Genomic DNA, 25,030 nt, shown 5'->3' with positions numbered 1-25,030 from the left:
GTCGGGCCCTGGCCCCTTTAGCTACTGCGCACCCGGCAGCAGCGTCCCTGGTTCGGCCGGTGCCACTTCCGCGGCCTCGGTCTTGGGATTGCGCCGCTGTCGCTTGGACACCCACTGGGCGAACCACGAGAGCAGCATGCACATCCCGATGTAGATCGGCGAGATCACCAGAACCACGGGGATGAAAGGTAGATCGTAGTCGAGGTTCGACGCGATCAGCTTCCCGGCGTGGAGGAACTCCTCATAGGTGATCAGATAGCCGAGCGAGGTGTCCTTGAGGGCGACCACCAACTGGCTGATGATGGCGGGCAGCATGGCGCGCACGGCCTGCGGTACGAGGACGTGCGTCATCACCTGCGTCTTGCGCATCCCGAGCGCGTACGCCGCCTCCCGCTGCCCGCGCTCCACGGAGTTCACGCCCGAGCGGAAGACCTCGGCGAGCACCGAGCCGTTGTAGAGCGTGAGCCCGGTGACCAGGGCCGGCAGCGGCTGGACCTTCAGCGCCACGAAGACGAAGAAGATCATCACCAGGACCGGCATCGCGCGGAAGAACTCCACGAGGAGCGTGGCCAGCCAGCGCACGGGACGGTGGTCGGAGAGCCGCCCCATGGCGAGCAGGCCGCCGAGGGCGAGCGCGAGCACCGCGGAGATGGCGAAGGCCTTGAGGGTGTTCCCCAGGCCCTTCAGGAGCAGTTCCTGGATGCCCGTGTACTCGAAGGGCGTCCACTTCGTCGCGGTGAACTGGTCGGTGTCGAAGAGCAGATAGATGATCCAGCCGACCAGGGCGAGCAGGATCACGGTGGAGAGCAGCCCGTAGAGCTTGTGCCTGCGCTCGGTCCTGGGGCCCGGTACGTCGTAGAGGGCGGTTGATTCGTGGGAGAGGGCTTTCATCGGGCGACTCCCCAGCGCTTCTCGAGGACATTGAAGACGGCGCTGATGGCGAGGGTGATGATCAGGTAGCCGACGGCGATCCAGACGAACGTCCAGATGATGTTGTAGCCGAGCTCACTGAGCGTCTTGTACGTGCCGAGCAGCTCGGTGACGCTGAACGCGCCCGCGATGGCCGAGTTCTTGGCGAGGGCGATGAGGGTGGAGCCGACCGGCGGGATGACGGACCGGAAGGCCTGCGGGAGCACGACCATGGACAGGGTCTGTCCGAAGGTCATCCCCAGGCTGCGGGCGGCCTCGCCCTGGCCCTTGGGGACGGTGTTGATGCCCGAGCGCAGTGCCTCGCAGATGAAGGCGGAGGTGTAGCAGCCGAGCGCGAGGACGGCGAACACCTTGAAGGGCAGGACGAGTCCGAAGCGCGGGAGTCCCAGCAGCACCGCGAAGAAGAGCAGCGTGAGCGGGGTGTTGCGCAGGACGGTCACCCAGGCGGTGCCGAACGCCCGGAAGGAGCCGACCGGCGCCACCCGGAACGACGCCATGACGAAGCCGAGTACGAGGGCCAGGATCGAGGCGTAGACGGTGAGTTCGACGGTGCCGACGAACCCTTTGCCGAAGGTGGAGAAGTTGTCTGTCAGTACGTCCACGACGCCTCCTCAGCTCGCCGGGTAGCGGTCGATGGCGGGCGGCTTCGGCGCCGGGACTCCGGAGAGGCCCAGGGTGGCGTCGTAGGCCTTCTTCCAGTCGCCGTTCTTCTCCCGGGCGGCGAGCGCGTCGTCGACGGCGAACCGCAGGGTGTTGTCGCCCTTGGGGACGCCGATGCCGTAGGGCTCCTTCGAGAACGGCTTGCCGACCACCTTGAGCTCGTCGGGCACCTTGGCCGCGTACCCGATGAGGATGGCGTCGTCGGTGGTGACGGCGTCGACCTGATAGGTCAGCAGGTTGTCGACGCAGACCGAGTACGTGTCGTACGCGACGAGCGTCGCCTTCGGGTAGTCCTTCTGGATGCGCTGGTAGGGGGTCGACCCGGCGGCCGAGCAGACCTTCTTGCCGTCCAGGTCCCGCGGCCCCTTGATGTCGTCCTCGTCGGAGCGCACCAGCAGGCCCTGGCCCGCCATGTAGTAGGGGCCGCCGAAGCCGACGAGCTTCTTGCGGAGGTCGTTGATGGTGTAGGTGCCGACGTAGTAGTCGATCTGCCCGTTCTGCAGGGCGGTCTCGCGGTTCGCCGAGGCGATCGTCTTGAACCGGATCGACTTCGGTTCGAAGCCGAGCGAGGCCGAGACCATCTTGGCGATCTCGATGTCGAAGCCGGAGTACGTCCCGGTGGCGGGGTTCTTCTCGCCGAGGAAGGGCTGGTCCTCCTTGGCCCCGACGACGAGGTGACCGCGCCTCTTGGCCTTCTTCCAGGTGCCGGAGCCCGGCAGCGTGAAACCCTTCGCCACCTGGTACTTGGGCAGTTCGTCGGGCTGCGGCCCCTTCACCGGGGGGCTGCCCTCCTTGCCGCAGGCGGTGGCGGCGCAGGCGGCGAGGACGAGCGCCGCGAGCAGACGTGTCGTACGCATCATGGCTGTCCCCCCGTCAGTGCTTGAGGATCTTGGAGAGGAAGTCCTTGGCCCGGTCGCTCTCCGGGTTGCTGAAGAAGTCCTCCGGGGCGCGGTCCTCGACGATGCGGCCGGCGTCCATGAAGACGACACGGTTGGCGGCCGAACGGGCGAAGCCCATCTCATGGGTGACGACGACCATGGTCATGCCGTCGCGGGCGAGGCCCTGCATGACCTCGAGCACTTCATTGATCATCTCGGGGTCGAGGGCCGAGGTCGGCTCGTCGAAGAGCATCACCTTGGGCTCCATGGCGAGCGCGCGTGCGATGGCCACACGCTGCTGCTGGCCGCCCGAGAGCTGCGCCGGGTACTTGTCGGCCTGGGTCGAGAGGCCCACCCGCTCCAGGAGCTCGCGGGAGCGCCGCGTGGCGTCGTCCTTCTTCTTGCCCCGCACCTTCACCGGCGCGAGGGAGACGTTCTGCAGCACGGTCTTGTGGGCGAAGAGGTTGAAGGACTGGAACACCATGCCCACGTCGGCACGGAGTGTGGCCAGCGCCTTGCCCTCTTCCGGAAGCGGCTGCCCGTCCAGTGCGATGGCTCCCGACTGGATCGTCTCCAGCCGGTTGATCGTCCTGCAGAGCGTTGATTTCCCCGACCCTGACGGGCCGATGACCACGACCACCTCCCCCTTGCCGACGGTGAGGTTGATGTCCTGGAGGACATGCAGCTCCCCGTAGTACTTGTTCACATCACGCAGCTCGATCAGCGGATCGACGGCCATGCCCTGCCCTGCCCACTCTCGGCGGTCTCGGTCCGCGCAAACTATCTACGCGAAAACGGGACTTACTGGACGACACGCACGTATGGGCATTAACCGTATTTCCAGTTACGTCATCCCGCGGCTACGCTTCCGACGCCTCCGCGTAGACCTGGGACAGCTCGGGAGCACCCGTCACCGCCCAGTCGAGCCCCGCCTCCACCACCTGGATCTCGCGCCCCGACGCGAGCTGCACGACGGGGCTGCCGCCGGGCAGGACGTGCCAGGTGGCGCCGGGCACCGTACGGACGATGACCGAACCCAGGTACAGGCCCGCGTCGTTGCCCAGCCACGGCAGCATCTCGGGGTCGTCGCGCCAGCGCGGCAGGAGCTGGTCGAGTGCGGTCAACGAGGCCGGGGAGTCGTCGAGTTCGAGCCCCGCGGTGGCTGCCTGGGAGCGCAGCAGCTCGCATTCGGCGAGGAGTTCGGCCACCCCGGCCGGATCCGCGTCGAACGCCGAGGCGAGTCCTGGGCTTCGGTCGGCGGCCTGCTGCTTGCGCCACTTGCCGAAGAAGGAGATGTTCATGATCGGCCTCTCCGTGAGGGTGCCTCTGCTCCCCGGTCCAACGAATGTAACTTGCGTCAGTTGATCACGGAATCATCCGAGTGCGCCCGACGCGTCGGCGAACCGGCGATACGCGTCGGTGAATCGCCGACGGTCTCTTCGGCTGTCCGCAGCGGCACTTCGCGGATCGGTCAACGCCTATGTACGGCCGCGCCTGCACCGAGGTGCCCCGGAGTGCACCTGACTGATGAACACCGGCCGCTACCCCACGTTCCGGCGCAGCTCCGGCGCCGGCGGCATCTTCGGCGACCCGCGGGCCAAGCTCCAGTCGGGCCTGGACTGTGTGCTCGACGGCATCGGCGTCCGCACGGACATCTGACGGGGCGCCACCCGGCGGATTCCGGCATCCCGGCGAGTTCGGGTCGTGTTCACGCGCACCTCATTGACGCTTCCCCCTGACCTCCTTAGCTTCATGGCGCACCTGTCGTCACGTCAGCTTCAGCCAAGGGGAGGGGTCTGGTGTGCGCCCACGCAGCTCGCGTGCCTCGCGTATCTCACGTATCTGGGGATCGGCCGCCGTACTCGCGGTACTCGCCGGCGTCGCCCCCGTGGCGACGGCGCAGGCCGCCCCGCACAGACCCGAGCCGCTCCCCCTGGAGCGGCTCTTCGACAACAGGGCGGTCAGTGACGACGCGCGCCCCGGCGACGCGGACTTCGACGCCTCGGGCGGCTCGCTCTCGGCCCAGGACCTGACGGCGGCGGGCTGGACCCCGGGCCGCTCGCTCGCCGTGGACGGGGCGCGGCTCACGCTGCCCCGCACGGGCGCGGGCGAGGCGGACAACGTCCGGGCCGACGGGCAGTCCGTGCGGGTGCGCGGGCGCGGGGACGCGCTGGCGTTCCTGGTCGCGGGCACGGGCGGCGAGGCCAGCGGCGCGGGCACGGTGCGCTACCGGGACGGATCGAAGGGGACGTACCGCCTGACGGCACCGGACTGGCGCTCTGGTCCGCTCGCCACGAAGGCGGTCGCGCTGCCGCATCTGAACACCCCCGGCGGCCAACTCGCCGAGAAGACACGGCTGTACGTGGTGACCGTGCCGGTGGCGCGCGGGCGCGAGATCGCTTCGGTGACCCTGCCCAAGGACCCGGGCGCCCCGGATCTGCACGTCTTCGCGCTCTCCGTGCGGCAGCCCGCGAAGGGGTGGACCGGCAGCTGGTCGGCGTCGACGGCCGGGTACACGGCGGTGGGCCCGTGGGCCGACCGGACGGTGCGGCTCGTCGTCCACACGAGCACGGGCGGGCCGCGGGTGCGGATCCGGCTCGACAACACCTTCGCCTCCGCGCCGGTGCGGATCGGCAGCGCGACGGTGGCGGTGCAGGAGTCCGGCGCGGGGGCGCGGGGCGAGCCGCGGCGGCTGTCGTTCCGGGGCAAGACCGGCACCCAAGTCCCGGCGGGTACCCAGGCGTTCAGTGACCCGCTGGACTTCGACGTGCCCGAGGACACGAACCTCCTGGTGAGCTTCCACCTCCCCGAGACGGTGACGACCGCGCCCGTCCACAGCCAGGCCATACAGCGCTCGTACGTGAGCGGCCCCGGCGACCACGCGGCAGACGGCTCCCCGGCGGCGTACACCTCGACGATCACGACCTGGCCGCTGCTCACCGGGGTCGACGTGGGCGGCGGTCCCGGCTCCGTGGTGCTGCTCGGCGACTCCATCACGGACGGCGTGAAGTCGACGCAGGACGCGAACCACCGCTGGCCCAACGTCCTCGCGACGCGGCTGCTCCGGCAGGACGAGGTGCCGCGCTTCGGGGTGCTGAACCAGGGGATCTCGGCGAACCGCGTGATCGCGGACCGCTATCCCGGCGACGGGGTCTCCACCGACACGGGCGGCGTGAGCGCGCTGCACCGCCTGGACCGTGACGTGTTCGCCCAGACGTCGGCCCGTACGGTCGTGCTCTTCGAAGGCGTCAACGACGTCCGCTGGGGCGCGTCGGCGGATCAAGTGATCGCCGGTATGCGGGAGATCGCCGAGCGGGCGCACGCGCGAGGCCTGCGCGTGGTGGCCGCGACGATCGCGCCCTGCCGGGGCGAGACCCTGTGCACGGCCGCGGCGGATGCCGAGCGGATGAAGGTCAACGACTACCTGCGGGCGGGCGGCGACTTCGACGCCGTCCTGGACTTCGACGCGGTGCTGCGGGATCCGGCCGATCCGGCGCGGATGCTGGCCGCGTACGACAGCGGGGACCATCTGCATCCGGGGGACGCGGGGCTCGCCGCGATCGCGGACTCGGTGGATCTGGGGGCGCTGGTCCCGGAGTGATTCCTGAGGGGCCCGTAAGGGGCGCGGGGAACTGCGCGGCCGGCCCCCACCGGCCCGCAGGTCCATCACCCCGCACCCGGCGGAGCGCTACAGCTCCAGGTCCACCACGACCGGCGCGTGGTCGGACGCGCCCTTGCCCTTGCGCTCCTCGCGGTCGACGTACGAGTCCGTCACCGCCTTCGTGAAAGCCTCGTTCCCGTACACCAAGTCGATCCGCATGCCCTTGTTCTTGGGGAAGCCGAGCTGGCGGTAGTCCCAGTACGTGAACGGGTGGTCGTACTTCAGGGGGCGGGGCACGACGTCCGAGAGGCCCGCCTCGCGCAGCGCGGCCAGCGCCGCGCGCTCGGCGGGGGTCACGTGCGTGGCGCCCTCGAACAGGGCGGGGTCCCACACGTCCGCGTCGGTCGGGGCCACATTGAAGTCACCGAGGACCGCGAAGGGCCGGGCGCCCGCCGCGTCGGCGGCGACGGAAGCCTTCAGCGCCTCGAACCACTGCAGCTTGTACGCGAAGTGCGCGTGGTCCACCTCGCGGCCGTTGGGCACGTACACCGACCAGACGCGCGCGGAGCCGCAGGTCGCGGAGATCGCGCGGGGCTCCTGGACGCCGTCGTACTCGGGGCCGCCGGGCAGGCCGACCGTCACGTCTTCGAGGCCTACGCGGGAGACCAGCGCGACGCCGTTCCACCGGCCCGTCGCGTTCACCGCCGACTCGTAGCCCAGCTCGCGCAGCTCGGCCGCGGGGAAGCCCTCGGCGGTGGTCTTGGTCTCCTGGATGCACAGCACATCCGTACCGCTGCTCTCCAGCCAGGCGAGGAGCCTCGGCAGCCGAGCGGTGATCGAGTTCACGTTCCAGGTGGCAATGCGCATGCTTCACAACCTACCGGGCGCCACTGACAGTGCCCGGCCCGCCGGTCAGAGGTCGGCGGACTCTCCCGGGGTGAGCCGCAGGTGCTCGGCGCCGCCGAGCGCCCCGATCTGCGCGTCGTAGATCGGCCGGGCCAGGTCCGTGAGCAGCGCGTCGTGGATGTCGTAGGCACGCTGCGGCTTGATCTCGCGTACGTAGTCGATGACCTCGGAGATCTTGCTCCAGGGCGCCATCACCGGCAGCATCAGCGTGTCCACCGGCTGCTCGGGCACGGTCAGCGCGTCGCCCGGGTGGAAGACGGAACCGTCCACCAGATAGCCGACGTTGGTGATCCGCGGGATGTCCGGGTGGATCACGGCGTGCAGCTCGCCGTGCACCTGTACGTCGAACCCGGCGGCCGTGAACGTGTCGCCGTGCCCGACGGTGTGCACCCGCCCCGGGAAGGCGGCCGAGATCTTCTCCGCGACGGAGCGCAGGGTCCAGATCTCGGCGGCCGGGTTGGCCTCCATGCCGGCGCGCAGCCGGTCCTCGCTGAAGTGGTCGGGGTGCTCGTGCGTGACGAGGATCGCGTCGGCGCCGAGCGCCGCGTCCTGTTCGCTGAAGGCGCCGGGGTCGATGACGAGACTGAGGCCGTCCCGCTCCAGGCGGACACAGGCGTGTGTCTTCTTCGTGAGCTTGATGCGCTTCGCGGCAGTCGTCATGCCCCCATCCTGCTACTCCTGGGGCGTGGTTTCCTCACGGATCACGGCCTGGGCCACCTTGAAGGCGGAGTTCGCCGCGGGCACGCCGCAGTAGACGGCCGCCTGGAGGAGCACTTCCTTGATCTCCTGCGGGGTGAGGCCGTTGCGCAGGGCCGCTCGGGTGTGGAAGGCCAGCTCGTCGAGGTGGCCGCCGGCGACGAGCGCGGTGAGGGTGACGCAGCTGCGGGAGCGCCGGTCGAGGCCGGGGCGGTTCCAGACCTCGCCCCACGCGTAGCGCGTGATGAGCTCCTGGAAGTCCCCCGAGAAGTCGTCGGCCGCGGCGAGCGCGCGGTCCACGTGCGCGTCGCCGAGCACCTCGCGGCGGACCTTGATCCCCGCTTCGTACGGGTCGGGGCGTCCGCCGCCCACCGCCTCGGGCTGCTCCATGGGCCCGATCTCCGCGACGGGGAAGACGGGCGGCGGCGGGGCGAGCACCGGCTTGACGGGCACCGCGCTGATCGCGGCGTGCGTGCCGGTGGCGTCGGGCGCGATCTGCCAGGCGGTGGAGAAGTGGCGTACGAGAAGGTCCGTGACGGCCGCGGGCTGCTCGACGGGAGCGAGGTGGGACGCGCCAGGCACCACGGCCAGGCGGGCGTCCGGTATCCCCGCGACGAGGGTGCGGGCCTCGCCCTGCCCGGTGACCTGGTCCTCCGAGCCGACCAGGACGAGGGTGGGCACGCCGATCCGGTTCAGCTCGGCGCGCACGTCGAAGGCGGCGAGGGCCTCGCAGGCGGCGATGTAGCAGCCCGGGTCGGTCGTCCGCACCATCTGTACGGCCCAGTCGGTGATGGCGGGCTGCGCGGCGGCGAAGCCGGGCGTGAACCAGCGCTCGGGGGACGTGCGCGCGATGGGATCGAGACCGTTGCTCCGCACGATCACCCCGCGCTGGCGGAACTCGTCGGCGCTGCCGAAGCGGGGCGACGCGGATATCAGCGCCAGGGACGCCACGCGCTGCGGGTGCCGCAGGGCGAGCTCGGCGCCGATCGCGCCGCCGAAGGCGCAGCCCGCGTACCCGAAGCGCTGCACGCCGACCTCGTCGAGCGTGGCGAGAAGCCGCTCGGAGAGCTCGCCGACGGAGCCGCAGGGGTGCGCGGGGGAACCGCCGTGTCCGGGCATGTCGAAGCGGAACACCCGCCACTGCTTGACCAGCTCGGGAACCTGCCGGTCCCACATGTGCCATGTAGTACCGAGGGATGGTCCCAAGATCAGGACTGGGGCGTCTTCTGGCCCGTCAAAGCGATATTGCAGCGTATTGATCATGGCTTCGGTCACGGGTCCACACCTTCATCTGTCACGAACTGTCACACACCCCCCGCGAGACCTCCCCATGCCTCCGCTGCTGGAAGCAGGTCCGCCACGTCTGGCTTCACGTACCACTTCTTGGTCGTCTTCACGTTGGTGTGCCCGGCCCACAGGGCGAGTAGGTGATCCGGCACCCCATTGTTCGCTAGGTAGGTCAAGCACGACGCCCGAGCATCGTACAGACGGACCCTGCGAAGGCCGTTTTCGTCCATAATCTTGTAAGCCCGCACCCGGAGCTGCCGACCGTTCAGTGCCGCACCGAGTTCATCTACGAGCACGTAGCCCGTCCCCTCGTAGCCTTCACCTGCCGCCAGGCGCTCCTTCGCTTGCCGCGCCCTGAACGCCTTCAGTGCCTCACGCACAAGCGCCGGGAGCGGCAGCACGCGTTCGCCAGCCATACTCTTTGTGTCTTTCTCCACCACCGTGCGATTGCCCATCAGGGTCCGCGTGTTGGCGATGCTGAGCGTGGCCGCTTCCAGGTCGATGTCCGACCACCGCAGCCCGCACACCTCCGCAGGGCGCAGACCCATCAGGGAGAGCAGCAGGGGCGCGTACAGGCGATCCCCCTTCATCGCGCCGATGAACGCGCCCACCTCCGTGGCGTTCCACGGCTGCACGACCGCCTTCGTCTTGCGCTCCGCCTTCCTGGCCTTCAGCGGGATGTGCACCTCGCTGGCCACGTTCACGGTCACCAGACGGCGCGTCACGGCCCGGTTCAGGGCGTCCTTCAGCCGCGCCAGGCTCATGTCCACGGAGGTCACCCCAAGGCCCGTACCGGCCTTACCACCGCGCGCCCGGCCTTCCTGGAGCGCCCACCGCATCCATTCGTCTACGTGATCCTCGGTGAGTTCCTGAAGCCGGATGTACCCGAGCCTCCCGCGCACGCGGTCCAGGGTCACGCGGTAGTTGTAGACGGTCGTGGACTCCAGGTCTTCAGCCTTCATCGTGAGCCACTGGTCCAGCCACTCGTCCACGGTGATCTTGTTGGGCGCGACGAACGTCCCCTCGTGACGCTTGCTGGTGATGCGGGCATACTCCGCCTTCGCCTCCTTCAAGGTGTCGAACGTGCGCCGGAGTTGCTTGCGCTTCCCCGTGGCGGGGTCCATACCTGCGTCCACCACGAAGCGATAGCGGGTCTGCCCTTTCGCGTTGGGTGGCAGTTTCTTGATCGGGTCGGGCATGGTCAGACCTCCAGGTCCTCGATGTGGCCGCAGTCGTTGCAGACGCGGGGACCGGGGCCGCTGATCTCGCGGGAGTCGTAGGCGTGCTCGCCGTCCGCGCACGGGTCCGCCGGAGCGCCGGACGGCAGCAGTGAGGCGGGCCGGACTCCGAGGATCGCCGCGAGCGCGGTCAAGTCGTCCACAGTGATCTGCCGTTGGCCGGTCTCCAGGCGGGTCACGCCGGACTGCGAGATGCGACGCCCGAGCGTGCTCAGGCGCTCCGCCATAACCGTGGTGCTGATGCCCTGGCGTTCCCGCAGGTCGCGGACTATGCGGGCTACGTGCTGCGTGGTGTCCCCGAGGGGCTGTCGTGTTGGTTGCATGGTAGCAATGTAACGACTTATGCCGACTGAGCATAGACGCTGTTTAAACGCTCGCCGCAAATCCGCACCCAAGAAAAGTTCGTGCGTTCATACAGGCCCCGGAAAAGCCGCAGATCAATGATGAGCTACCAAGCTACCAACGCCCGTTATGACCCCTAATGCCTGGCAGCATAGTAGCATTCGCGCAGGTCAGAAGCCTGCGAGCATCCCTCAGGCCATGCCACCATATAGACCTAGGCGAACGAAACGGATTCACTTCGACCCCAAGGACGAAAAATGCCGATCACTTCGGAGACCCAGAAGATTCCGACCCTCGCGGAGATTGAGGGAACCTGGCCGCCGCACACCAACGTGCCTGACGCCGCCCTCGTTCTCGGGTGCTCGACTTCGCAGGCATACGCAATGATCAAGCGCCATGAATTCCCTGCGAAGGTAATCCGCTTCGGCAAGGGCCGTGTCGTGGTTGTCACCGCGTCGCTCGTTCGTGTCCTGCGTGGCGAGCCCGACCCGCAGCCACCCGCCCCGTCCGCGCTCGTGGCGGCCTGACGTGGCGGCCCTGACCTCCCGGCACTACCTGACCGCCGACGGCGGCGGCCGGGTGGAGAGCAGCACGCACCCGGACACCCGCGAACGCGTCTGGGCGTGCTCCGCCTGCACCGCACGGGGCGACGGCGAAGACGCGGCACGCACCCACGCGGCGCAGTGCCGTTCCACCACAACCGGCGGCAACCTGCCGCACGAACACTGGAGCTGAACATGAACTACGCGACTGATGGCGACGGCCGGATCGTAGCGGCCCCCGCACAGCAGGGCCCCCTGGCGAACATCACGGACGCCGAGATGTACGACGCGATCGACGCCGATTGGCAGGTGGACCTGTCCAACGCGGCCGATGACCGCGAGGTCTCCCTGAAGCCGGAGCGCGGCGACCACATCGGCAAGCAGTACTGCACCGTGGGCGGCTCTCTGGTGACGACCGCTCGCACGGCCGAGGGCGAGGAGTCGTACACCTACTGCTACGGCTGCGGTGAGCGGCGCGAGTTCGGCTACGGCTGGGACGACCGCGCCCGCGAGCACGCCAATAAGCACGCGGGCGAGTGCCGCGCGGCCGGGGGTGCGCAGTGACCTTCATACCCGTGGACGGCTCCGTGAGCGGCCCCAAGCAGCCCGAGGACCCGAACGGCTACGGGACTCGCTACGGGGGCCGTGTGGCCGTCCAGGGCGGCCGGGAGTGCCTGGCCGTCTCCTTCAACGCACCCGGAGATGCAGCAGCATGACGGAGCATCAGACCACCCTGCACCCGACGGAGTTCCGCGCCGTCCACACGAACGCCCGGGTCACCGTCACCGAGGGCGCGGAGGGCCCGCGCTGGCACTGCTCGGGGTGCGGCCACGGCCGCGCTGAAGAAGGCGCCCTGGAGGTGGCTCAGGAACACGCGCAGCACTGCGCAATCCTGCCGCTGTCCTGACCCGAGAAACGCCGAAGCGGTGCCCAACCCAAGGGGGCACCGCTCCGACTGACAAAGCGCTGACCGGACCGCCGCTAAGAGACCGGTGCTGCCCTTCCAGGGTAACGCCCCTCTCGCCTGGTCCCGGAACTCCCGACGATCCCCACCGACGCGGCGCTCAAGATCAAATCTGGGAATTTCAAGGGGATCGAAATGATCAAGTCCAGCGCTCATGAGGGGCGCCACTGGAAACCGTCCAAGACGGATGATGAGCTGGAGCGGGACGCCCTGCGGGCCAACCTTGACGCCTTCCGCGCGGTCGCCTCCGCGACCGGCCAGACCGTGACCCATCTGACCGTGGTCATCGCCGTGCGTCCCACCACCGAGGGGATGCCGTCGTGAAGCTCTTCAATGGCACTGAGCGCCCCGAACTCCCGCCGGTGGAAACGGAGTCCACCGACGCCGGGAACGGCGTCCTGGCGGACCCGGACGGCCTGCTGGCGGCGGCCCTGGCGCTCGCGGCCGAGGGCGTCAAGGTCTTCCCGTGTCACCGTGTCACCGTGGACGGGTGCACCTGCGGCAACTACGGCTGCAAGTCGCCGGGCAAGCACCCGCGCAACGACCACGGCTCGAAGGGCGCCACCACCGACCCGGACGAGATCCACACGTGGTGGATCAAGTGGGGCCAGCACGACCGGCTGAACCTGGGGCAGACGCTCACCAGCCGCGCGGTGGTGGATGTGGACGTGGCCGAGGGCAAGCCCGGGGAGGCCACCTGGGCGGCGCTGAGCGCCGATCAGGACACCCCGGGCACCCTGACGTACCGGACGGGGCGCGGGGGCCGCCAGATGGTCTTCCGGCTCCCCTTCGGGGAGTCCGGCGGGAAGGCGGACGGCTACTCGAACACCCTCGGTGAGGCGGTCGACTTCAAGACCGGGCCGGGCGCATACGTCATGGTCCCGGGGTCCAAGACGGACGGCGTTTACACGGTCGTCCACGACGCCGAACCGGCGCCGTTGCCTGGCTGGGTGGCGAATCTGGCCCGCACGGCGCGGCCCGGTACGGATGGCAGCGTGGTAGCTGGCCGGCCACCGGGGTCTCAGCTCTCCGACCTGCTGTCTCTTCCGGCCGATGACCCCTACCGCAGCTCGAACGACTGGGTGGCGACCGTGGCCGGGCACTACGCGGGCGACGCCTGGAAGTTCGCCCCGCCGCGCGGCTGGTCCTGGTACTCGGACATGGTGCGCGCCGCCAACACCACGTCCGCCGAGCCGCACCCGGAAGACCGGCTGGCGAAGACCCTCCGGTCCGTGTGGGAGACGGAGGCCGCCAAGCACCCGCAGGACGAGGCGGAGGCTCACGAAGCGCTCGTCCAGAAGCGGCTGCTGGCTCTGCGTGCCGAGCAGGAAGCCCGGTACCGGTTCACGCAGGAGCGGGAGCAGGCCACGGCCGTGGAGTCCGTGGCGGACGCCCTGGACGCCGTGCTGGCCGGTGACTGGGAGGTCCGGCCGACCGTCGGGGAGTTCGCGGACGCCGACCGGGGCCTGTTCTACGAGGGCTCCGTGAACGGGGTCTACGGCGACGGCTCCGCCGGTAAGTCCGTGCTCATGGTGAGTGTTCAGGCGCGCGTCCTGAACGCCGGGGGCCTGGTCATCCACTGGGAGTTCGACCAGAACGCGCAGCGGGCCCTGGTCCAGCGCCTCCTGTGGGCCGGGGCCAAGCCCGACGCCATCCGGGACCGCTTCGTGGTGCTGCGCACCCGGCAGCAGGGCGAGCAGTTGGCCCCCGACCTGGTGTCGTCGGCGGCCCTGGTGACGCTGGACGCACTCACGCCGTCCATCGGCGCTCTCGGGCAGAAGGTGAACGATTCCGAGGGCGTGGACGCCGCGTTCGCCGCGTACTTCGCGCCGTTCACAGTGCACGGGGCATGCGGGGTCTACATCGACCACGTAGGCCACGAGAACACTGAGCGGCAAGCCGGATCGAAGCGGAAGTTCCTCGCCACGCAGGGCGCGCTGTACGAGATCAAGTGCCGCACGAAGCTGTCCGTGGAAGAGACCGGCGTCTCGGAGCTGTGGCTCCGGAAGGACAACCCGGCCGGTGCCGGTGCGGTCGGCTCGGTGACCGCGTACGTGACGTACGTGCCGCAGGGCGCCGGGAAGCCCGGCCCGGTGGAGACGGCCATCACTCGGGAGCCGAAGGACCCGGCGCTGAAGCAGGCGACCGGCGCCACGGAGCGGCTGATCCTGGCACTGCTCCAGAAGGACCCGGGGCCGTGGTCCCGGTCCACGATCGCCAAGGCGATCAACAAGAAGGACGCCACGGTGGGTGTGGCGGTGCGCAACCTGCTGGAGTCCGGGGCGCTGGCGGAGCTGGAAGGCGTGCCGAAGAACCGGCCGAACCTGGTCCTCGCGGAAGGGCAGCAGGTCTTCCCCGAGGGGCCGTGATGGGGGCCGTTTCACCTCTTCCCGCGACCAAGATCCGGGAAGAGGTGCGGGAAGAGGTGGAGAGGCCCCCGCACGGCCTACCTCTTCCCAAGATCCGGGAAGAGGTGAAGACGGGAATCTGACCAGGTCAGAGCGTTTTGGGCGTTACCTCTTCCCACCTCTTCCCACCTCTTCCCGGAAGAGGGGCATCCCCACCTCTTCCCACTCCCCGGGGGCCTGTAAGGGCCCCGGGGGAAGAGGTAGCCCGGCCCCGGCAGAAGTGACCGACACAGAGACTCGAAGGAGCAAGATCACATGAATGCGAGCAATCCCATGAAGGGCCGTCAGGCGTCCGCATCCCGTGGAACGGTCCGTGCCTCCGGTGGTGGCGGGACCGGGCCGCAGACGGGCGGTGACGGCCGGTGCGGGGCCAAGACCCGGAACGGCGGGCGCTGCCAGAAGTGGCCCGTGGAGGGGGCGACCCGATGCCGCAACCACGGTGGGGCCACGCCCCGGTCCAAGGCCGCCGCCGCGCGCCGCCTGGCGATGGCCGAATGGGGCACCACCTTCGGGGAGATCGGCCCGGCCGAGGACCCCGCCGTGGTGATGGCCCGGCTCATTCAGCAGGCGTCCGGCCATGTGGCGTGGCTGCTGGAGCGGGTGCAGGAGACCGAGGGCGAGGCGCTGATCTGGGGTCTGGCGTCCCGTACGGAGAAGGGGGCCACGGAGTTCCCCGGCGTGGACGAGACGTACCAGGCGCAGACGCACGGGTGGCTGAAGCTCTACAGCGCCGAGCGGGACCGCCTCGTGCGTATGTGCGAGGTGGCCGCGCGCATGGGCGTGGACGAGCGCCTGGTGACGCTGGCTGAGGTCCAGACGAAGATCATGTTCGAGGCGATGAACCGGGCGCTGGACGCCCTGGAGCTGACGGCGGAGCAGCGGCGCCGGGTGCCGGACGTGATGGCCGGTCTCCTGCGGGGCATGGCCACCGAAGGGCGGCCCGAACTGCCCGCCACCTGAACACCAGGAAGCCGCAGCCTGTGAGAGCTGCGGCTTCCTGTCGTGTAAACGCAGGCCGGGCGTACCGTGGCAGCGTGGCAAACGAAGACCTGGGGAAGACCCTGCGCCGTCTGCGTCGTCTGGCCTCCCTGACGCAAGAAGAGCTGGCCGAGCGCTCCGGCGTGTCCGTCGACGTGATCCGTCAGCTTGAACAGCAGCGGAAGCACTCGGCACGCCTCCCCACACTTCACGCTCTCGCCAACGGTTTGGGCGTGGAGCTGACCACTCTGCTGGGCGATCCTCCGGCGGTCACGGCAGGCGGAGAGAGCGACGGGCCGCGCTTCGTCGCCGTACGCCGTGCCGTCATGCCCGCGCTCTGGGGGCCGCAGCCGGAACCGACCGGCCCGGACTTCTCCATGGAGCGGCTGCGCGAGCAGATCGCAGACGGGTGGTCGCAGTATCACGCAGCCGAATTCGACTCCGTGATGAAGGGCCTCCCCGACCTGATCACCGACGCGCGTTCCGCCACGGTGTCCGGGAGCGACGACTACCGCAGGGCCGGTTTCGCAGCCCTGGGCAAGGCACTCCAGCTCGCCGGGCACGTCGCCGTGCGCATGGGCAAGACAGACCTTGCCCTGACGAGCCTGGAGCGGGCCATAAGCGCGGCCGAGCAGTCCGCAGACCCGCTCTTGGTCCCCATGGTGGTGAACTCTGTCGCCTGGACCTACCAGCGGCAAGGCCGTCTGGAAGACGCCCTGGGGATCGCCCTGCGCTCGGCTGAAGCAATCGAGAGCGGCGGGCACACAGACACCGCCGACGGCCTGAAGGTGTGGGGCGCCCTGACCATGAGCGCTGCCACCTCTGCCGCGCGGAGCGGCGACTACGAGCGTGCAGCAGAGCTGATGGCGGGGGCTGAGAAGGAAGCTGCCCGCGTTGCGAAGCTCCCTGCAGGCAGCGACAACCGCATGGTGAGCGTTTTTAGCCCGTCGTCGGTCCGTATCGAACGCGTCCGCCTGGCCGTGCAGTACGGGCACCCTCATGACGCCTTGGCGCTCGCCAAGGGGATGCGGCTGAGCAAAGACACCCCGCCATCGTGGCGCACGTGGCTGCTGCTGGACGTGGCCCGAGCGCACACGGACACCGGGGATGCCACTGGAGCGGTGAAGGCGCTGGAGTCCCTGCGCCGGGTGGCACCGACGTGGATGCAGCACCACACGTTGGCCGTGGCCATCGTGCGCGACCTGTGGGCGCTCCCCAACCACCCAGCGGGACTGCGGCCGTTGGCGGAATTCCTAGGCGTCGCCGAATAGCGTGGCGAAAGTAGGACGCCTCGTCCCTGTAGCGGCGTGACGGGGACCACAAGCCTTGGCATGACAGACCCCCGCACCACGCGAACGGCCGGGGGCATGGCCAACGCTTCGAGGAGCGCCGACATGCCGCAACCTACAACGCGGGCCCGGCCGACCGGCTACCCCGGGTACAGCGAGACGCTGCCGCGCCAGTCCGGGAGTGCGGGCACCGCCCGGCGTCTGGTACGCGTAGCACTTGCCGTCTGGGGGCTGGACGACCTGGCCGACGACGGCGTCCTGATCGTGTCCGAGTTGGTGTCCAACGCCGTCCAGCACGCCCGGAGAGAGTCCATCCGGGTCAGCGTGGACAGACCCGAAGCGGTCCGGGTGTGCATCGGCGTCGTGGACTTCTCGAAGGTGCCACCCGCGCCCCGGGTGCCGGACGGCGAGAGCGAAGGCGGACGCGGCCTCGCGCTCGTGGCGGAGCTGGCCGACCACTGGGGCAGCGAGCCGCTCCCGTGGGGCAAACGGGTGTGGGCGGAACTGCTTGGGAAGGAACGAGCGTGAGCGGCGAGCGGAAGCCCTGGGTGGGCGACCTGATCCACGACGAGGAAGCCAACCGGCGCGGGGTCGTCACGGACGTGCGGAGCGCTGGGGTGTGGGTCCTGCGGCCGGAGGCCGGGGGCAGAGAGTGGACTTCGGAACACCCTGAGCGGCTGACCGCGGTGACGCCTCGCGAGCGGAGACAAGACCGGCTGTAGATACGCCAGAAGCCCCGGCGCGGTGCTGGTCACCGGCCGGGGCTTCGTCGTGTCACGAGGTGTCACAGTCTCTGCGGAGTGAGGCGGAACGACGGCCGCTCACCTGCAACTTCACGGCACTGTCTGGACTGTGCGGAACCCCATGGAAGGGTTCTATGACTTGTGCCAGGTGGTGCCGAGCGAAGGCCCGAGGATCAGCACGGGGGCGTCTTCGGGTCCGTCGAATCGGTACTGGAGGGCAGGGGTAGTCGTCTCGCTCACCGCTCTACGCTAACGGGCGGAGCTGACGCGTGAGTAAGAGGGTGCCGAAGCTCTCATCGGGAGGACTGGTCCGGCGCCGGAATTCCGCGCGGAAGGCGTTCTCAACTCCCGCCGCCAAGCGCCCTGTTCACTTCGCCCCGACGACGCAGCCCCGCCCACACGCTGAAGGCGTCCTGGTGGAGAAGGCTCGATGGGGGTGATCATGAGCGTGACGCGACGCGACCGGACATCCCCCGGCAAACAGCCCGAAAGGAACCAGGCATGAGCGAGGCCCCGCCCTACATCGACGCCGACGCGATGGCCCGGCTCGTCCCGATGGCCACGGCCGTCGAGGCGGTGGAGGCCGTCCTCAAGACGGGCCTGGACCCGGAGACGGAACCTCCGCGGGGAATCGTGGACGTACCGGGCGGCCAGCTCCTCCTGATGCCGTCCGCCACGACGTCGTACACCGGAGTGAAGATCGCCACGGTCACGCCCGAGAACGCGTCCCGCGACCTCCCCCGCGTCCAGGGCGTGTACCTCCTCCTCGACGGCGAGACGCACACTCCCCTGGCCCTGCTGGACGGCATCGCCCTCACCTCGCTGCGCACTCCGGCGGTCTCGGGAGCCGCGATCAAGCACCTCGCGGTCCCGGAGGCCGGCCGCCTCCTGGTCTTCGGCACCGGCCCCCAGGCCTGGGGCCACGTGGAGGCGGTCCGCGCGGTACGCCCGACCCTGGCCCACGTGGACGTCGTGGCCCGGAACCCGGAGCGGGTGGCGGCCTTCGTCGTCCGTTGCCGCGAGGCAGGTCTCTCAGCGGCGCCCGCGGCCCCGGCGGACGTCGCGACCGCCGACGTGGTCTGCTGCTGCACGACAGCGCGCGAACCGCTCTTCGACAGCGCACTGCTCCCGCCCCACGCGACGGTCGCGGCGGTGGGCTCGCACGAACCGGACGCCCGCGAGGTGGACGAGGGTCTGCTCAGGCGCGGCCTGGTGGTGGCGGAGTCGCACGGGGTGGCGCTGCGGGAGTGCGGCGACATCGCACTGGCGGTGGAGGCGGGCGCCTTCGACATGACCCGGCTGCGGACGCTGGGTGAGCTGGTACGAGGCGAGATCGACATCCCCGCGAACCGCCCGCGGTTGTTCAAGTCGGCGGGGATGGCCTGGGAGGATCTGGGGGTGGGAGCGGCCGCGTACGAACGGTGGACGGGCCTCGGCTGACCCCTCCCTACACCGATACCGCGTAGGCAATGAGAGAACAGCACCGTCACTGCTGTTCATCCCCCTCCGAACCTGGCTCCTCCCTCCAGCAGGGCTGCGCTACCGTTCAACGGGTAATTGCGGCCCGACGGGCTTCCGGCTGAGGAAATGCCCCCACCCGCACGAGACTTCTCGTGTGTCCGGGGGATCCCTTCCGTGCTCCTGCTTCAGGCGCCTGCCCGTGCCCTCATTGCGCTGCATGATCGTGGCGTCCTCAAATCCCACCTCGTCGAGCGCATCAAGATGTACCAAAAGGGCATCGGCGAGAGCGAGCAAGAGGCATGGGCCACCAGTCTGATTGAACTCGCTCGCGACCTCATCGAAGTGGACCGCGGTGAAGTGCGGGTCCTCATCGAGTTCAAGCCCCCTGGCGGGAGGCAGGGGGCCATGGACGCGGTCCTTGTGGGCATTCACCCCGACAGCGGTCGCGACTCATACCTACCCGTGGAACTGAAGCGTTGGACCAAAGCCACCACAGATCCACACAAGCAGGAGAGTTACCAAGTCGGATACCCCACCCCGACGAAGCACCCGAGTCAGCAGATCAAGCCGTTCTGCGACTTCCTGGTGGGTGAGCAAGGACCGTTGAACGGCCTCCGCGTCGAGCTGGCCGGTGCCGTGTACCTGCACAACGCCAAGCAGCACGACGTCGCGGACATCCTCAACCACAAGTCGACAAGGACGATTCGCACAGTCCATTTCACCGGTGACCGCAGGGAGAGCCTTCGGCAGCTCCTCATGACGCAGTTCTCCAAAGCATCGGGAGAGTCGGCGGTGGAGCGACTCTTCGAGCGGATGGGCATGCGTGACCAGCCGTTGGTCGACATGATGGTGAACAACCCGCTGGCCGACGTTCTTTTCCAACCGCACGGCGTGGACCATGTCTTCACCCTCCGTGGCGTGCAGCTGACCGCCAAGGACGACGTTCTCGCTGCCGTGGAGCGCGCGAAGAAGCAAGGCGAGAAGGCCGTCTTCATCGTCAACGGCGGCGCCGGCACAGGCAAGACGGCAATCTCCATCGAGTTGCTGCGCGACATCGATCCGTCCACCCCCGCCAGACTCGCCAACGGGGCCGAGGCTTTCATGGCCATGCTGAAGGAGCATGTGGGGCGCAACGACCGTGTCCTCTATGAATACCTCGCCTTCTTCAACGAGTTCGTACACGCGGAGCCTGACGAACTGGCTCTCCTCATCTGCGACGAAGCCCATCGGCTGCGAATGAAGTCGGACGACCAGTACCGGCGTGACCGTCGTGGTACTCGACCCCAGGTGGACGAACTGATCGATGCCGCCAAGGTCTCCGTCTTCCTCCTCGACGAGAAGCAGTCCGTCCGCAGCAACGAGGTAGGCACGGTCAGCACGATCCGCAAGGCCGCCAAGGCGCGAGGTCTCAAAGCCGTCGAGTACGACCTTCGGCGCCAATGGCGGTGTGGTGGCAGCGACCTCTACGTCGAGTGGGTTCACAGCCTTCTGGGAATCGGTCCCAGCGCCCCCTGGGAATGGGTGCCCGACGGGATGATCCATGTCCAAGTAGCGGACTCTCCGGCTGATTTGGAGGGTGTCATCCTTGATGAGCACCACGCGCACTCCACCGCGCGCATGGTGGCCGGCTACTGCTGGCCATGGAGCAAACCACGATCTGACGGCACTCTTGTCCCGGACGTCAAGATTGGCGACTGGAAACGCCCTTGGAACGTCAACGGCACCCGCAAGCGCTATGAGAACGACGCCCCTCCCAAGAACCTCTGGTCCATCCGCCCTGAAGGCGTACACCAAGTCGGCTGTGTCTATACGGCGCAGGGCATGGAGTGGGACTGGTGCGGTGTCATTCTCGGTATGGACTACGTCAGGCGCGGGGACACATGGGTGGCTCGACGTGACGGCTCGTACGACGCGAAGGTCAAGGCACAGACGAACCCACGATTCGACGAGTGCGTGCGTAACGCCTATCACGTACTGCTCACCCGGGCCAGACGAGGTGTCGTTCTGCACTCCGTGGACCCAGAGACTCAGCGCTTTCTTCAGTCGATGGCTCCTGTCTTCCCCATCCAGGGGCTCCGCCCGCCAGGGACCTAGGCCGGTCCGGCTCACGGCCCGCGATATTCTGCGATCAATCGTCATCGCGGCCCGACGGGCTTCCGCTCCGCTCCGGTGGAGTCTCGAAGGACATGCCCCCACCCGCACGAGCAACTTCGTGCTGCCTGGGGGCATTCCTTGCTGTTCCGCGAGTCCGCCGAGTCGGTCGCCGCGCGAGCCCTTGAGGGTTCGCTGTTCCTGCATCTGACAGAGCAGTTCGTGCATGCACATGGCTACAAGCCCGGTCCCTCCGAAGTGCGCTCCTGGGAGCGGAGCATCCCCGCGCTCACCGGGGCCCTGCTCGACGCCGGGCTCGGGCAGGTCGAGGTGATGCTGGAGTACGCCCTGCCACTCACCAGCAAGCGTGCGGACGCGGTGTTGGCCGGAGTGCATCCGCTGACCGGTGCGCCCTCGTACGTCGTCGTGGAACTCAAGCAGTGGAGCGATGCGCATCCCGAGGACGGCGAGCCACTGCTGTGTCGCGTCGAGGCGTACGGGCGACCCGTGCTGAATCCGATTGAGCAGGTACGGGGATACTGCGACTACCTGGTGTCCTTCAACGGGGCGTTGGCCGAACACCCGGAGCGGATCTCCGGTGCGGCCTTCCTGCACAACGCCACGGAGTTCGGTGTGAGCGGATTGGACGAGGTCGAACAAACCGAGCGCGGGAGGCTGTTCACCGCCGACAGGCGTGGTGACTTCATCGGATATCTCCAGGCTCGGCTCGCGCCTCGGCCGGGGGCCGCCGCCGCTGATGAACTGATCGCCGGCAAGATTCAGCCCTCGGTGCAGTTGATGTCCGTGGCCGCACAAGAGGTACGTGAGCGCGAACAGTTCGTATTGCTCGATGAGCAGCGAATCGCGTACGAAATGGTGCTCGGCGCCGTACGGAAAGCACAGCAGGCCGACCACAAGGAAGTGATTGTGGTGACGGGTGGGCCGGGTTCAGGGAAGAGTGTGATCGCGCTCTCGCTACTCGGCGAACTGTATCGGCGGGGCGTGTCAGCGCTGCACGCCACCGGGTCGCAGTCGTTCACGAAGACGATGCGGAAGGTGGCCGGGGCCCGAAAGCGTGAAGTGCAGGACCTTTTCAAGTACTTCAACAGCTTCATGACCGCCGAGCGCAACGGGCTCGGCGTACTCATCTGCGACGAGGCACATCGGATTCGCAAGACATCCGCCAATCGGTACACCAAGGCCGAGCTGCGCACCGACAAGGCACAGATCGAGGAGCTGATCGACGCGGCCCGTGTTCCGGTGTTCCTGCTTGATCAGCATCAGGTGGTACGGCCGGGCGAGATGGGTACGGTCGGGCAGATTCAGCAGGCCGCCGCGGAGAAGAAGCTGGACTGCCGGGTGGTGTCGCTGGACAGTCAGTTCCGGTGCGGAGGCAGTGACGCGTATCTGAGGTGGGTGGTGCGGCTGCTCGGACTCGACGGCGATCAGCCGGTGGCATGGGAGCCGGACGGGAAGGTCGGTCTCGAAGTCGTCGACAGCCCGGAGGAGTTGGAGGCCTTTCTCGTCGACCGTCGCGCCCATGGGTACGGTGCGAGGATGTCCGCCGGATACTGCTGGAAATGGACCACCAAGATTCCGCCGGGGCAGGCGCTTCCTGCGGATGTGGCGATCGGGGACTGGGCCCGGCCATGGAACGTCTTTGGCGACCGCGCTGTACTGGGCGCTCCCCCCGCCGCTCTGTGGGCCACGGACCCGGCCGGCTTCGGGCAGGTGGGTTGCGTCTACACGGCGCAGGGATTCGAGTACGACTGGAGCGGCGTCATCATCGGCCCCGATCTGGTGTGGCGCGGGGACAGGTGGGTCGTCGACCGCAGGGCGTCAAAGGACCCGGTGTTCACCAAAGCCACACCGAACGCCGATGTCGACCGCCTTGTCCGCAACACGTACAAGGTGCTGCTGACCCGCGGCATGATCGGCACGGTGATCTACTCCACCGACGCCGAGACGCGTGACAAGCTGCGCGAACTCGTCGGTACCGGAACCGCCATCACGGCTCCCGCCTAGGGACCCACTCCGGCCTCACACCACCCGCACCTCATGCCGCACCACCGCATCGAACAGATACCCCTGCGTATTGTGCACCGTCGTCTCCGGCTGGGTGTGGCCCGTGGTGTCTGTGGCTCGGGCCAGGAGTGTGGTGGGGCCGGGGGTTCTGGGGTGCCAGGGGGTGGTCCAGCGGGTCCAAGTGGCGCGGTGCGGGGTGTCCTTGAGGTGGGCCCGGCGCCATGTCGTGCCCCCGTCCGTGCTGATGTCCACCCGGGTGATCGCGCCCGTCGCCGACCAGGAGCGGCCGGTGAGGTGGTGGGTCGTGGCCGCCTCGAAGCTTGCGTCCCGCGGGAGTTCGAAGGCCGACTTCAGGGTCTGGCGGGTCAGGGGGGCGCTGCCCTCCGGTGGGTACGCCTCGCCGAACAGGCGGTAGAACTGCGTGTTCCAGGGGGAGAAGAGGGGTTTGGACGAGACCTCGATGTCGCCCACCCACTTGATCGACGCGATGCCCACCCACGCCGGGACCAGGACCCTCACCGGGTAGCCGTGGTCCGGAGGCAGTGGGGCGCCGTTCATCTCGTAGGCCAGGATCACGTCGTCCAGCGCCTTGGTCAGTGGCAGCGGGCGGCGGACCCGGCCCAGGTTCGTGCCGTCGTCCGTGACGTACTCCGCGTCCAGACCGCTCGGCATCACGTCCACCGCGTGGCGCGACACGCCTGCCCTGTGCAGGACTTCGGAGAGGCGTACGCCGCGCCAGCGGGCGTTGCCGATCGCTCCCAGGGTCCAGGCCGTGCCCGATGCCGGTTGGCCCTGCTGGGTCGTGAAGAAGCTCCTGCCGTTGCCCGCGCACTCGACGAAGGCGGTGCGCGTCACCGACGGGAGGCTCTTGAGGTCCGCGAGCGTGAACTCCCTCTCGCCTCCGGTCAGTCCGTCGCCCCAGACGCGCAGCGTCCAGGTCTTCGCGTCCAGGCGGGGCGTCGCCGTGTGGTTGCGTACGAAGAAGTGGGACACGGGGGTGTGGAAGGGGGTGCCGGCGAGCGCCTCGAATTTCGTTTCCGCGTTCGTGCCGCGGATCGTGAAGCGGTCCGCGGGGAGCGGTTTCACGATCCCGGCTGCCACGATCCCGGCTGCCGCTGTGCCGGTCGCAGCTGTGCCAGTTGCCGCTGTGCCGGTTGCCCCTGTGCCGGTCGCCGCCTGCGCCCGGGGCGCTCCCAGCGTCACCGGCAGCGTCGCCACCGCCCCGGCCGCGGCCAGCAGCCGCAGCATGTCCCTGCGGGCCACGCCGTCCGCCCGCGCCTCCCCCGCGAGCCACTGGGCACGCCGACGTCCGTCGTACGCCTCTTCAGAGATCATGGGCGTCATCGTACGAGCCGCCCCGCGGGCAACTCACCGATGAAACACGCCAGTTACGGGGTTGTCGTAGACACTACATAGACCATCGGGTGCTCCGAGTTGACGCGGTTCACCACCACGTCCAGGGTCGGCGCCGGGTCCTTCTTCACGTGGGTGAGGCCGAGCCAGGGGCCCGGGTCCGTGAACTCCCAGCCGACCACCTTGCGGTCGCGCTTGCTGATGGTGATGTCGTTCTTCTTCAGCGTCTTGGTGCTCGTGCCGATCTGCTTGAGGAACTTGTCCAGGCCCTTGTTGCTCGTCAGGAACTGGGCGTAGAGGCGGCTGGTGCGCCAGTTGTTCGTCTCGTAGTAGGCGACTTCCCGGGAGTACGGGGGGATCGGCACGTCGTAGAGTCGGCGCTGCACCCGGGAGGGCCAGCCCGCGGTGAGGCCGGTCGCGGAGTACTTGGCCTCCTTGTCGCGGCCGCTGTTGCGGCTCTGGTTCGCGGAGATCACCAGATAGCCGGCCGGTACGCCGATCAGGAGCACGATGATCGTGGCCGTCAGCCAGCGGCGGCGGATCATGTGGCGGCGGTCCTCGCGGGGGCCGCTCCCCTCGTCGGCATGATCCGGGGAGCCCGCGGAGTCCGGGGACGAGGGTTGGCGGGGCACGGTCAT

At 68.7% G+C, this 25,030-nt stretch carries 28 protein-coding genes; 16 read left to right on the top strand and 12 right to left on the bottom strand.

Annotated features, from left to right (window positions below; all coding sequences use genetic code 11):
• Positions 1-21: 21 nt before the first annotated feature.
• The 5 genes from ACIGXX_RS07005 to ACIGXX_RS06985 all read right to left on the bottom strand — a co-directional run bounded on the left by ACIGXX_RS07005 (position 22) and on the right by ACIGXX_RS06985 (position 3,769).
• On the bottom strand, positions 22-891 hold the full coding sequence (locus tag ACIGXX_RS07005; protein WP_361461989.1) for an amino acid ABC transporter permease: 870 nt from the start codon (positions 889-891) through the stop codon (positions 22-24).
• Positions 888-1,532 carry an amino acid ABC transporter permease gene (locus ACIGXX_RS07000; protein ID WP_351158961.1) on the bottom strand — a complete coding sequence of 215 codons (645 nt, stop codon included), beginning with the start codon at positions 1,530-1,532 and terminating at the stop codon, positions 888-890. The genes ACIGXX_RS07005 and ACIGXX_RS07000 overlap by 4 nt, the downstream gene beginning before the upstream one ends.
• Before the next feature lie 9 nt (positions 1,533-1,541).
• A complete protein-coding gene (locus ACIGXX_RS06995) occupies positions 1,542-2,447 on the bottom strand; it encodes a glutamate ABC transporter substrate-binding protein (protein WP_351158958.1) in 906 nt (301 codons plus the stop codon).
• A gap of 16 nt (positions 2,448-2,463) precedes the next feature.
• Positions 2,464-3,207, bottom strand: a complete 744-nt coding sequence (locus tag ACIGXX_RS06990; protein WP_351158956.1) for an amino acid ABC transporter ATP-binding protein — start codon at positions 3,205-3,207, stop codon at positions 2,464-2,466.
• A 121-nt stretch (positions 3,208-3,328) separates the two neighbouring features.
• Positions 3,329-3,769, bottom strand: coding sequence for a DUF6278 family protein (locus ACIGXX_RS06985; RefSeq protein WP_351158953.1), 441 nt, complete (start codon positions 3,767-3,769; stop codon positions 3,329-3,331).
• Positions 3,770-3,995: 226 nt separating this feature from the next.
• Between ACIGXX_RS06985 and ACIGXX_RS06980 the strand changes: the two genes are divergently transcribed.
• On the top strand, positions 3,996-4,127 hold the full coding sequence (locus ACIGXX_RS06980; RefSeq protein WP_351158950.1) for a hypothetical protein: 132 nt from the start codon (positions 3,996-3,998) through the stop codon (positions 4,125-4,127).
• 142 nt (positions 4,128-4,269) lie between these two features.
• Positions 4,270-6,069, top strand: coding sequence for an SGNH/GDSL hydrolase family protein (locus ACIGXX_RS06975; protein ID WP_351158948.1), 1,800 nt, complete (start codon positions 4,270-4,272; stop codon positions 6,067-6,069).
• 87 nt (positions 6,070-6,156) lie between these two features.
• Here the strand turns inward: ACIGXX_RS06975 and ACIGXX_RS06970 are convergent, their stop codons facing one another.
• The 5 genes from ACIGXX_RS06970 to ACIGXX_RS06950 are packed head-to-tail and all read right to left on the bottom strand — an operon-like array spanning position 6,157 to position 10,519.
• Positions 6,157-6,936 (bottom strand): exodeoxyribonuclease III, encoded by a 780-nt coding sequence (locus tag ACIGXX_RS06970; RefSeq protein WP_351158945.1) that lies wholly within the window; start codon positions 6,934-6,936, stop codon positions 6,157-6,159.
• A 45-nt stretch (positions 6,937-6,981) separates the two neighbouring features.
• Positions 6,982-7,614 carry an MBL fold metallo-hydrolase gene (locus ACIGXX_RS06965; RefSeq protein WP_351159374.1) on the bottom strand — a complete coding sequence of 211 codons (633 nt, stop codon included), beginning with the start codon at positions 7,612-7,614 and terminating at the stop codon, positions 6,982-6,984.
• Between the two features lie 33 nt (positions 7,615-7,647).
• Positions 7,648-8,934, bottom strand: a complete 1,287-nt coding sequence (gene pcaC, locus ACIGXX_RS06960) for a 4-carboxymuconolactone decarboxylase (protein ID WP_399974340.1) — start codon at positions 8,932-8,934, stop codon at positions 7,648-7,650.
• Between the two features lie 41 nt (positions 8,935-8,975).
• On the bottom strand, positions 8,976-10,157 hold the full coding sequence (locus ACIGXX_RS06955) for a tyrosine-type recombinase/integrase (protein ID WP_356538300.1): 1,182 nt from the start codon (positions 10,155-10,157) through the stop codon (positions 8,976-8,978).
• 2 nt (positions 10,158-10,159) lie between these two features.
• Positions 10,160-10,519, bottom strand: a complete 360-nt coding sequence (locus ACIGXX_RS06950; protein WP_356538299.1) for a helix-turn-helix transcriptional regulator — start codon at positions 10,517-10,519, stop codon at positions 10,160-10,162.
• A gap of 276 nt (positions 10,520-10,795) precedes the next feature.
• On the opposite strand from ACIGXX_RS06950, the gene ACIGXX_RS06945 reads away from it, so the two are divergent.
• From ACIGXX_RS06945 to ACIGXX_RS06880, 14 genes are all read left to right on the top strand, one after another.
• Positions 10,796-11,065 carry a DNA-binding protein gene (locus ACIGXX_RS06945; protein WP_356538298.1) on the top strand — a complete coding sequence of 90 codons (270 nt, stop codon included), beginning with the start codon at positions 10,796-10,798 and terminating at the stop codon, positions 11,063-11,065.
• A 1-nt stretch (position 11,066) separates the two neighbouring features.
• On the top strand, positions 11,067-11,273 hold the full coding sequence (locus ACIGXX_RS06940) for a hypothetical protein (RefSeq protein WP_356538297.1): 207 nt from the start codon (positions 11,067-11,069) through the stop codon (positions 11,271-11,273).
• Positions 11,274-11,275: 2 nt separating this feature from the next.
• Positions 11,276-11,644, top strand: coding sequence for a hypothetical protein (locus tag ACIGXX_RS06935; protein WP_356538296.1), 369 nt, complete (start codon positions 11,276-11,278; stop codon positions 11,642-11,644).
• Positions 11,641-11,796: a hypothetical protein gene (locus ACIGXX_RS06930; RefSeq protein ID WP_356538295.1), complete on the top strand. Its 156-nt coding sequence runs from the start codon at positions 11,641-11,643 to the stop codon at positions 11,794-11,796. The genes ACIGXX_RS06935 and ACIGXX_RS06930 overlap by 4 nt, the downstream gene beginning before the upstream one ends.
• Complete coding sequence (locus ACIGXX_RS06925; RefSeq protein WP_356538294.1) at positions 11,793-11,987, top strand: hypothetical protein; 195 nt, start codon at positions 11,793-11,795, stop codon at positions 11,985-11,987. The genes ACIGXX_RS06930 and ACIGXX_RS06925 overlap by 4 nt, the downstream gene beginning before the upstream one ends.
• Positions 11,988-12,179: 192 nt before the next feature.
• Entirely contained in the window at positions 12,180-12,368 is a 189-nt protein-coding gene (locus tag ACIGXX_RS06920; protein ID WP_356538293.1) for a hypothetical protein, read from the top strand.
• Positions 12,365-14,413 carry a bifunctional DNA primase/polymerase gene (locus ACIGXX_RS06915; protein WP_356538292.1) on the top strand — a complete coding sequence of 683 codons (2,049 nt, stop codon included), beginning with the start codon at positions 12,365-12,367 and terminating at the stop codon, positions 14,411-14,413. The genes ACIGXX_RS06920 and ACIGXX_RS06915 overlap by 4 nt, the downstream gene beginning before the upstream one ends.
• A 294-nt stretch (positions 14,414-14,707) precedes the next feature.
• A complete protein-coding gene (locus ACIGXX_RS06910) occupies positions 14,708-15,412 on the top strand; it encodes an HGGxSTG domain-containing protein (protein ID WP_399973416.1) in 705 nt (234 codons plus the stop codon).
• A gap of 74 nt (positions 15,413-15,486) precedes the next feature.
• Positions 15,487-16,701 carry a helix-turn-helix domain-containing protein gene (locus tag ACIGXX_RS06905; RefSeq protein WP_356538290.1) on the top strand — a complete coding sequence of 405 codons (1,215 nt, stop codon included), beginning with the start codon at positions 15,487-15,489 and terminating at the stop codon, positions 16,699-16,701.
• Positions 16,702-16,824: 123 nt separating this feature from the next.
• On the top strand, positions 16,825-17,247 hold the full coding sequence (locus ACIGXX_RS06900) for an ATP-binding protein (protein ID WP_356538289.1): 423 nt from the start codon (positions 16,825-16,827) through the stop codon (positions 17,245-17,247).
• Positions 17,244-17,441: a hypothetical protein gene (locus tag ACIGXX_RS06895; RefSeq protein WP_356538288.1), complete on the top strand. Its 198-nt coding sequence runs from the start codon at positions 17,244-17,246 to the stop codon at positions 17,439-17,441. Before ACIGXX_RS06900 ends, ACIGXX_RS06895 begins: the two co-directional genes overlap by 4 nt.
• A gap of 522 nt (positions 17,442-17,963) precedes the next feature.
• The gene (locus tag ACIGXX_RS06890) at positions 17,964-18,902 is read left to right on the top strand and encodes an ornithine cyclodeaminase family protein (protein WP_399973410.1); all 939 of its coding nucleotides are present in this window, start codon (positions 17,964-17,966) and stop codon (positions 18,900-18,902) included.
• A gap of 195 nt (positions 18,903-19,097) precedes the next feature.
• Positions 19,098-21,017, top strand: coding sequence for a DUF2075 domain-containing protein (locus tag ACIGXX_RS06885; RefSeq protein ID WP_399973407.1), 1,920 nt, complete (start codon positions 19,098-19,100; stop codon positions 21,015-21,017).
• 138 nt (positions 21,018-21,155) lie between these two features.
• Entirely contained in the window at positions 21,156-23,039 is a 1,884-nt protein-coding gene (locus tag ACIGXX_RS06880; RefSeq protein WP_399973404.1) for a DNA/RNA helicase domain-containing protein, read from the top strand.
• A 15-nt stretch (positions 23,040-23,054) separates the two neighbouring features.
• Here ACIGXX_RS06880 and ACIGXX_RS06875 read toward each other — a convergent pair whose 3' ends face one another.
• Positions 23,055-24,383, bottom strand: a complete 1,329-nt coding sequence (locus tag ACIGXX_RS06875; RefSeq protein ID WP_399973401.1) for a sulfite oxidase — start codon at positions 24,381-24,383, stop codon at positions 23,055-23,057.
• A 44-nt stretch (positions 24,384-24,427) separates the two neighbouring features.
• Complete coding sequence (locus ACIGXX_RS06870; protein WP_351158932.1) at positions 24,428-25,030, bottom strand: sugar kinase; 603 nt, start codon at positions 25,028-25,030, stop codon at positions 24,428-24,430.

Source organism: Streptomyces sp. NPDC055243, from assembly GCF_044544025.1.
In the GTDB taxonomy this organism is placed as follows: Bacteria; Actinomycetota; Actinomycetes; order Streptomycetales; family Streptomycetaceae; genus Streptomyces.
Note: the sequence above shows the minus strand (reverse complement) of the source record. Positions and strands in the feature narration are given on the sequence as shown.

Excerpts from the sequence above, each read along its gene's own strand:
- ACIGXX_RS06925 (WP_356538294.1), top strand. The coding sequence starts at position 11,793 with ATGACGGAGCATCAGACCACCCTGCACCCGACGGAGTTCCGCGCCGTC.
- ACIGXX_RS06870 (WP_351158932.1), bottom strand. The coding sequence starts at position 25,030 with ATGACCGTGCCCCGCCAACCCTCGTCCCCGGACTCCGCGGGCTCCCCG.
- ACIGXX_RS06980 (WP_351158950.1), top strand. The coding sequence starts at position 3,996 with ATGAACACCGGCCGCTACCCCACGTTCCGGCGCAGCTCCGGCGCCGGC.
- ACIGXX_RS06990 (WP_351158956.1), bottom strand. The coding sequence starts at position 3,207 with ATGGCCGTCGATCCGCTGATCGAGCTGCGTGATGTGAACAAGTACTAC.
- ACIGXX_RS06900 (WP_356538289.1), top strand. The coding sequence starts at position 16,825 with ATGCCGCAACCTACAACGCGGGCCCGGCCGACCGGCTACCCCGGGTAC.
- ACIGXX_RS06945 (WP_356538298.1), top strand. The coding sequence starts at position 10,796 with ATGCCGATCACTTCGGAGACCCAGAAGATTCCGACCCTCGCGGAGATT.
- ACIGXX_RS06875 (WP_399973401.1), bottom strand. The coding sequence starts at position 24,383 with ATGACGCCCATGATCTCTGAAGAGGCGTACGACGGACGTCGGCGTGCC.
- ACIGXX_RS06910 (WP_399973416.1), top strand. The coding sequence starts at position 14,708 with ATGAATGCGAGCAATCCCATGAAGGGCCGTCAGGCGTCCGCATCCCGT.
- ACIGXX_RS06950 (WP_356538299.1), bottom strand. The coding sequence starts at position 10,519 with ATGCAACCAACACGACAGCCCCTCGGGGACACCACGCAGCACGTAGCC.
- pcaC (WP_399974340.1), bottom strand. The coding sequence starts at position 8,934 with ATGATCAATACGCTGCAATATCGCTTTGACGGGCCAGAAGACGCCCCA.
- ACIGXX_RS06985 (WP_351158953.1), bottom strand. The coding sequence starts at position 3,769 with ATGAACATCTCCTTCTTCGGCAAGTGGCGCAAGCAGCAGGCCGCCGAC.
- ACIGXX_RS06935 (WP_356538296.1), top strand. The coding sequence starts at position 11,276 with ATGAACTACGCGACTGATGGCGACGGCCGGATCGTAGCGGCCCCCGCA.
- ACIGXX_RS06890 (WP_399973410.1), top strand. The coding sequence starts at position 17,964 with ATGAGCGAGGCCCCGCCCTACATCGACGCCGACGCGATGGCCCGGCTC.
- ACIGXX_RS06995 (WP_351158958.1), bottom strand. The coding sequence starts at position 2,447 with ATGCGTACGACACGTCTGCTCGCGGCGCTCGTCCTCGCCGCCTGCGCC.
- ACIGXX_RS06955 (WP_356538300.1), bottom strand. The coding sequence starts at position 10,157 with ATGCCCGACCCGATCAAGAAACTGCCACCCAACGCGAAAGGGCAGACC.
- ACIGXX_RS07005 (WP_361461989.1), bottom strand. The coding sequence starts at position 891 with ATGAAAGCCCTCTCCCACGAATCAACCGCCCTCTACGACGTACCGGGC.
- ACIGXX_RS06920 (WP_356538293.1), top strand. The coding sequence starts at position 12,180 with ATGATCAAGTCCAGCGCTCATGAGGGGCGCCACTGGAAACCGTCCAAG.
- ACIGXX_RS06970 (WP_351158945.1), bottom strand. The coding sequence starts at position 6,936 with ATGCGCATTGCCACCTGGAACGTGAACTCGATCACCGCTCGGCTGCCG.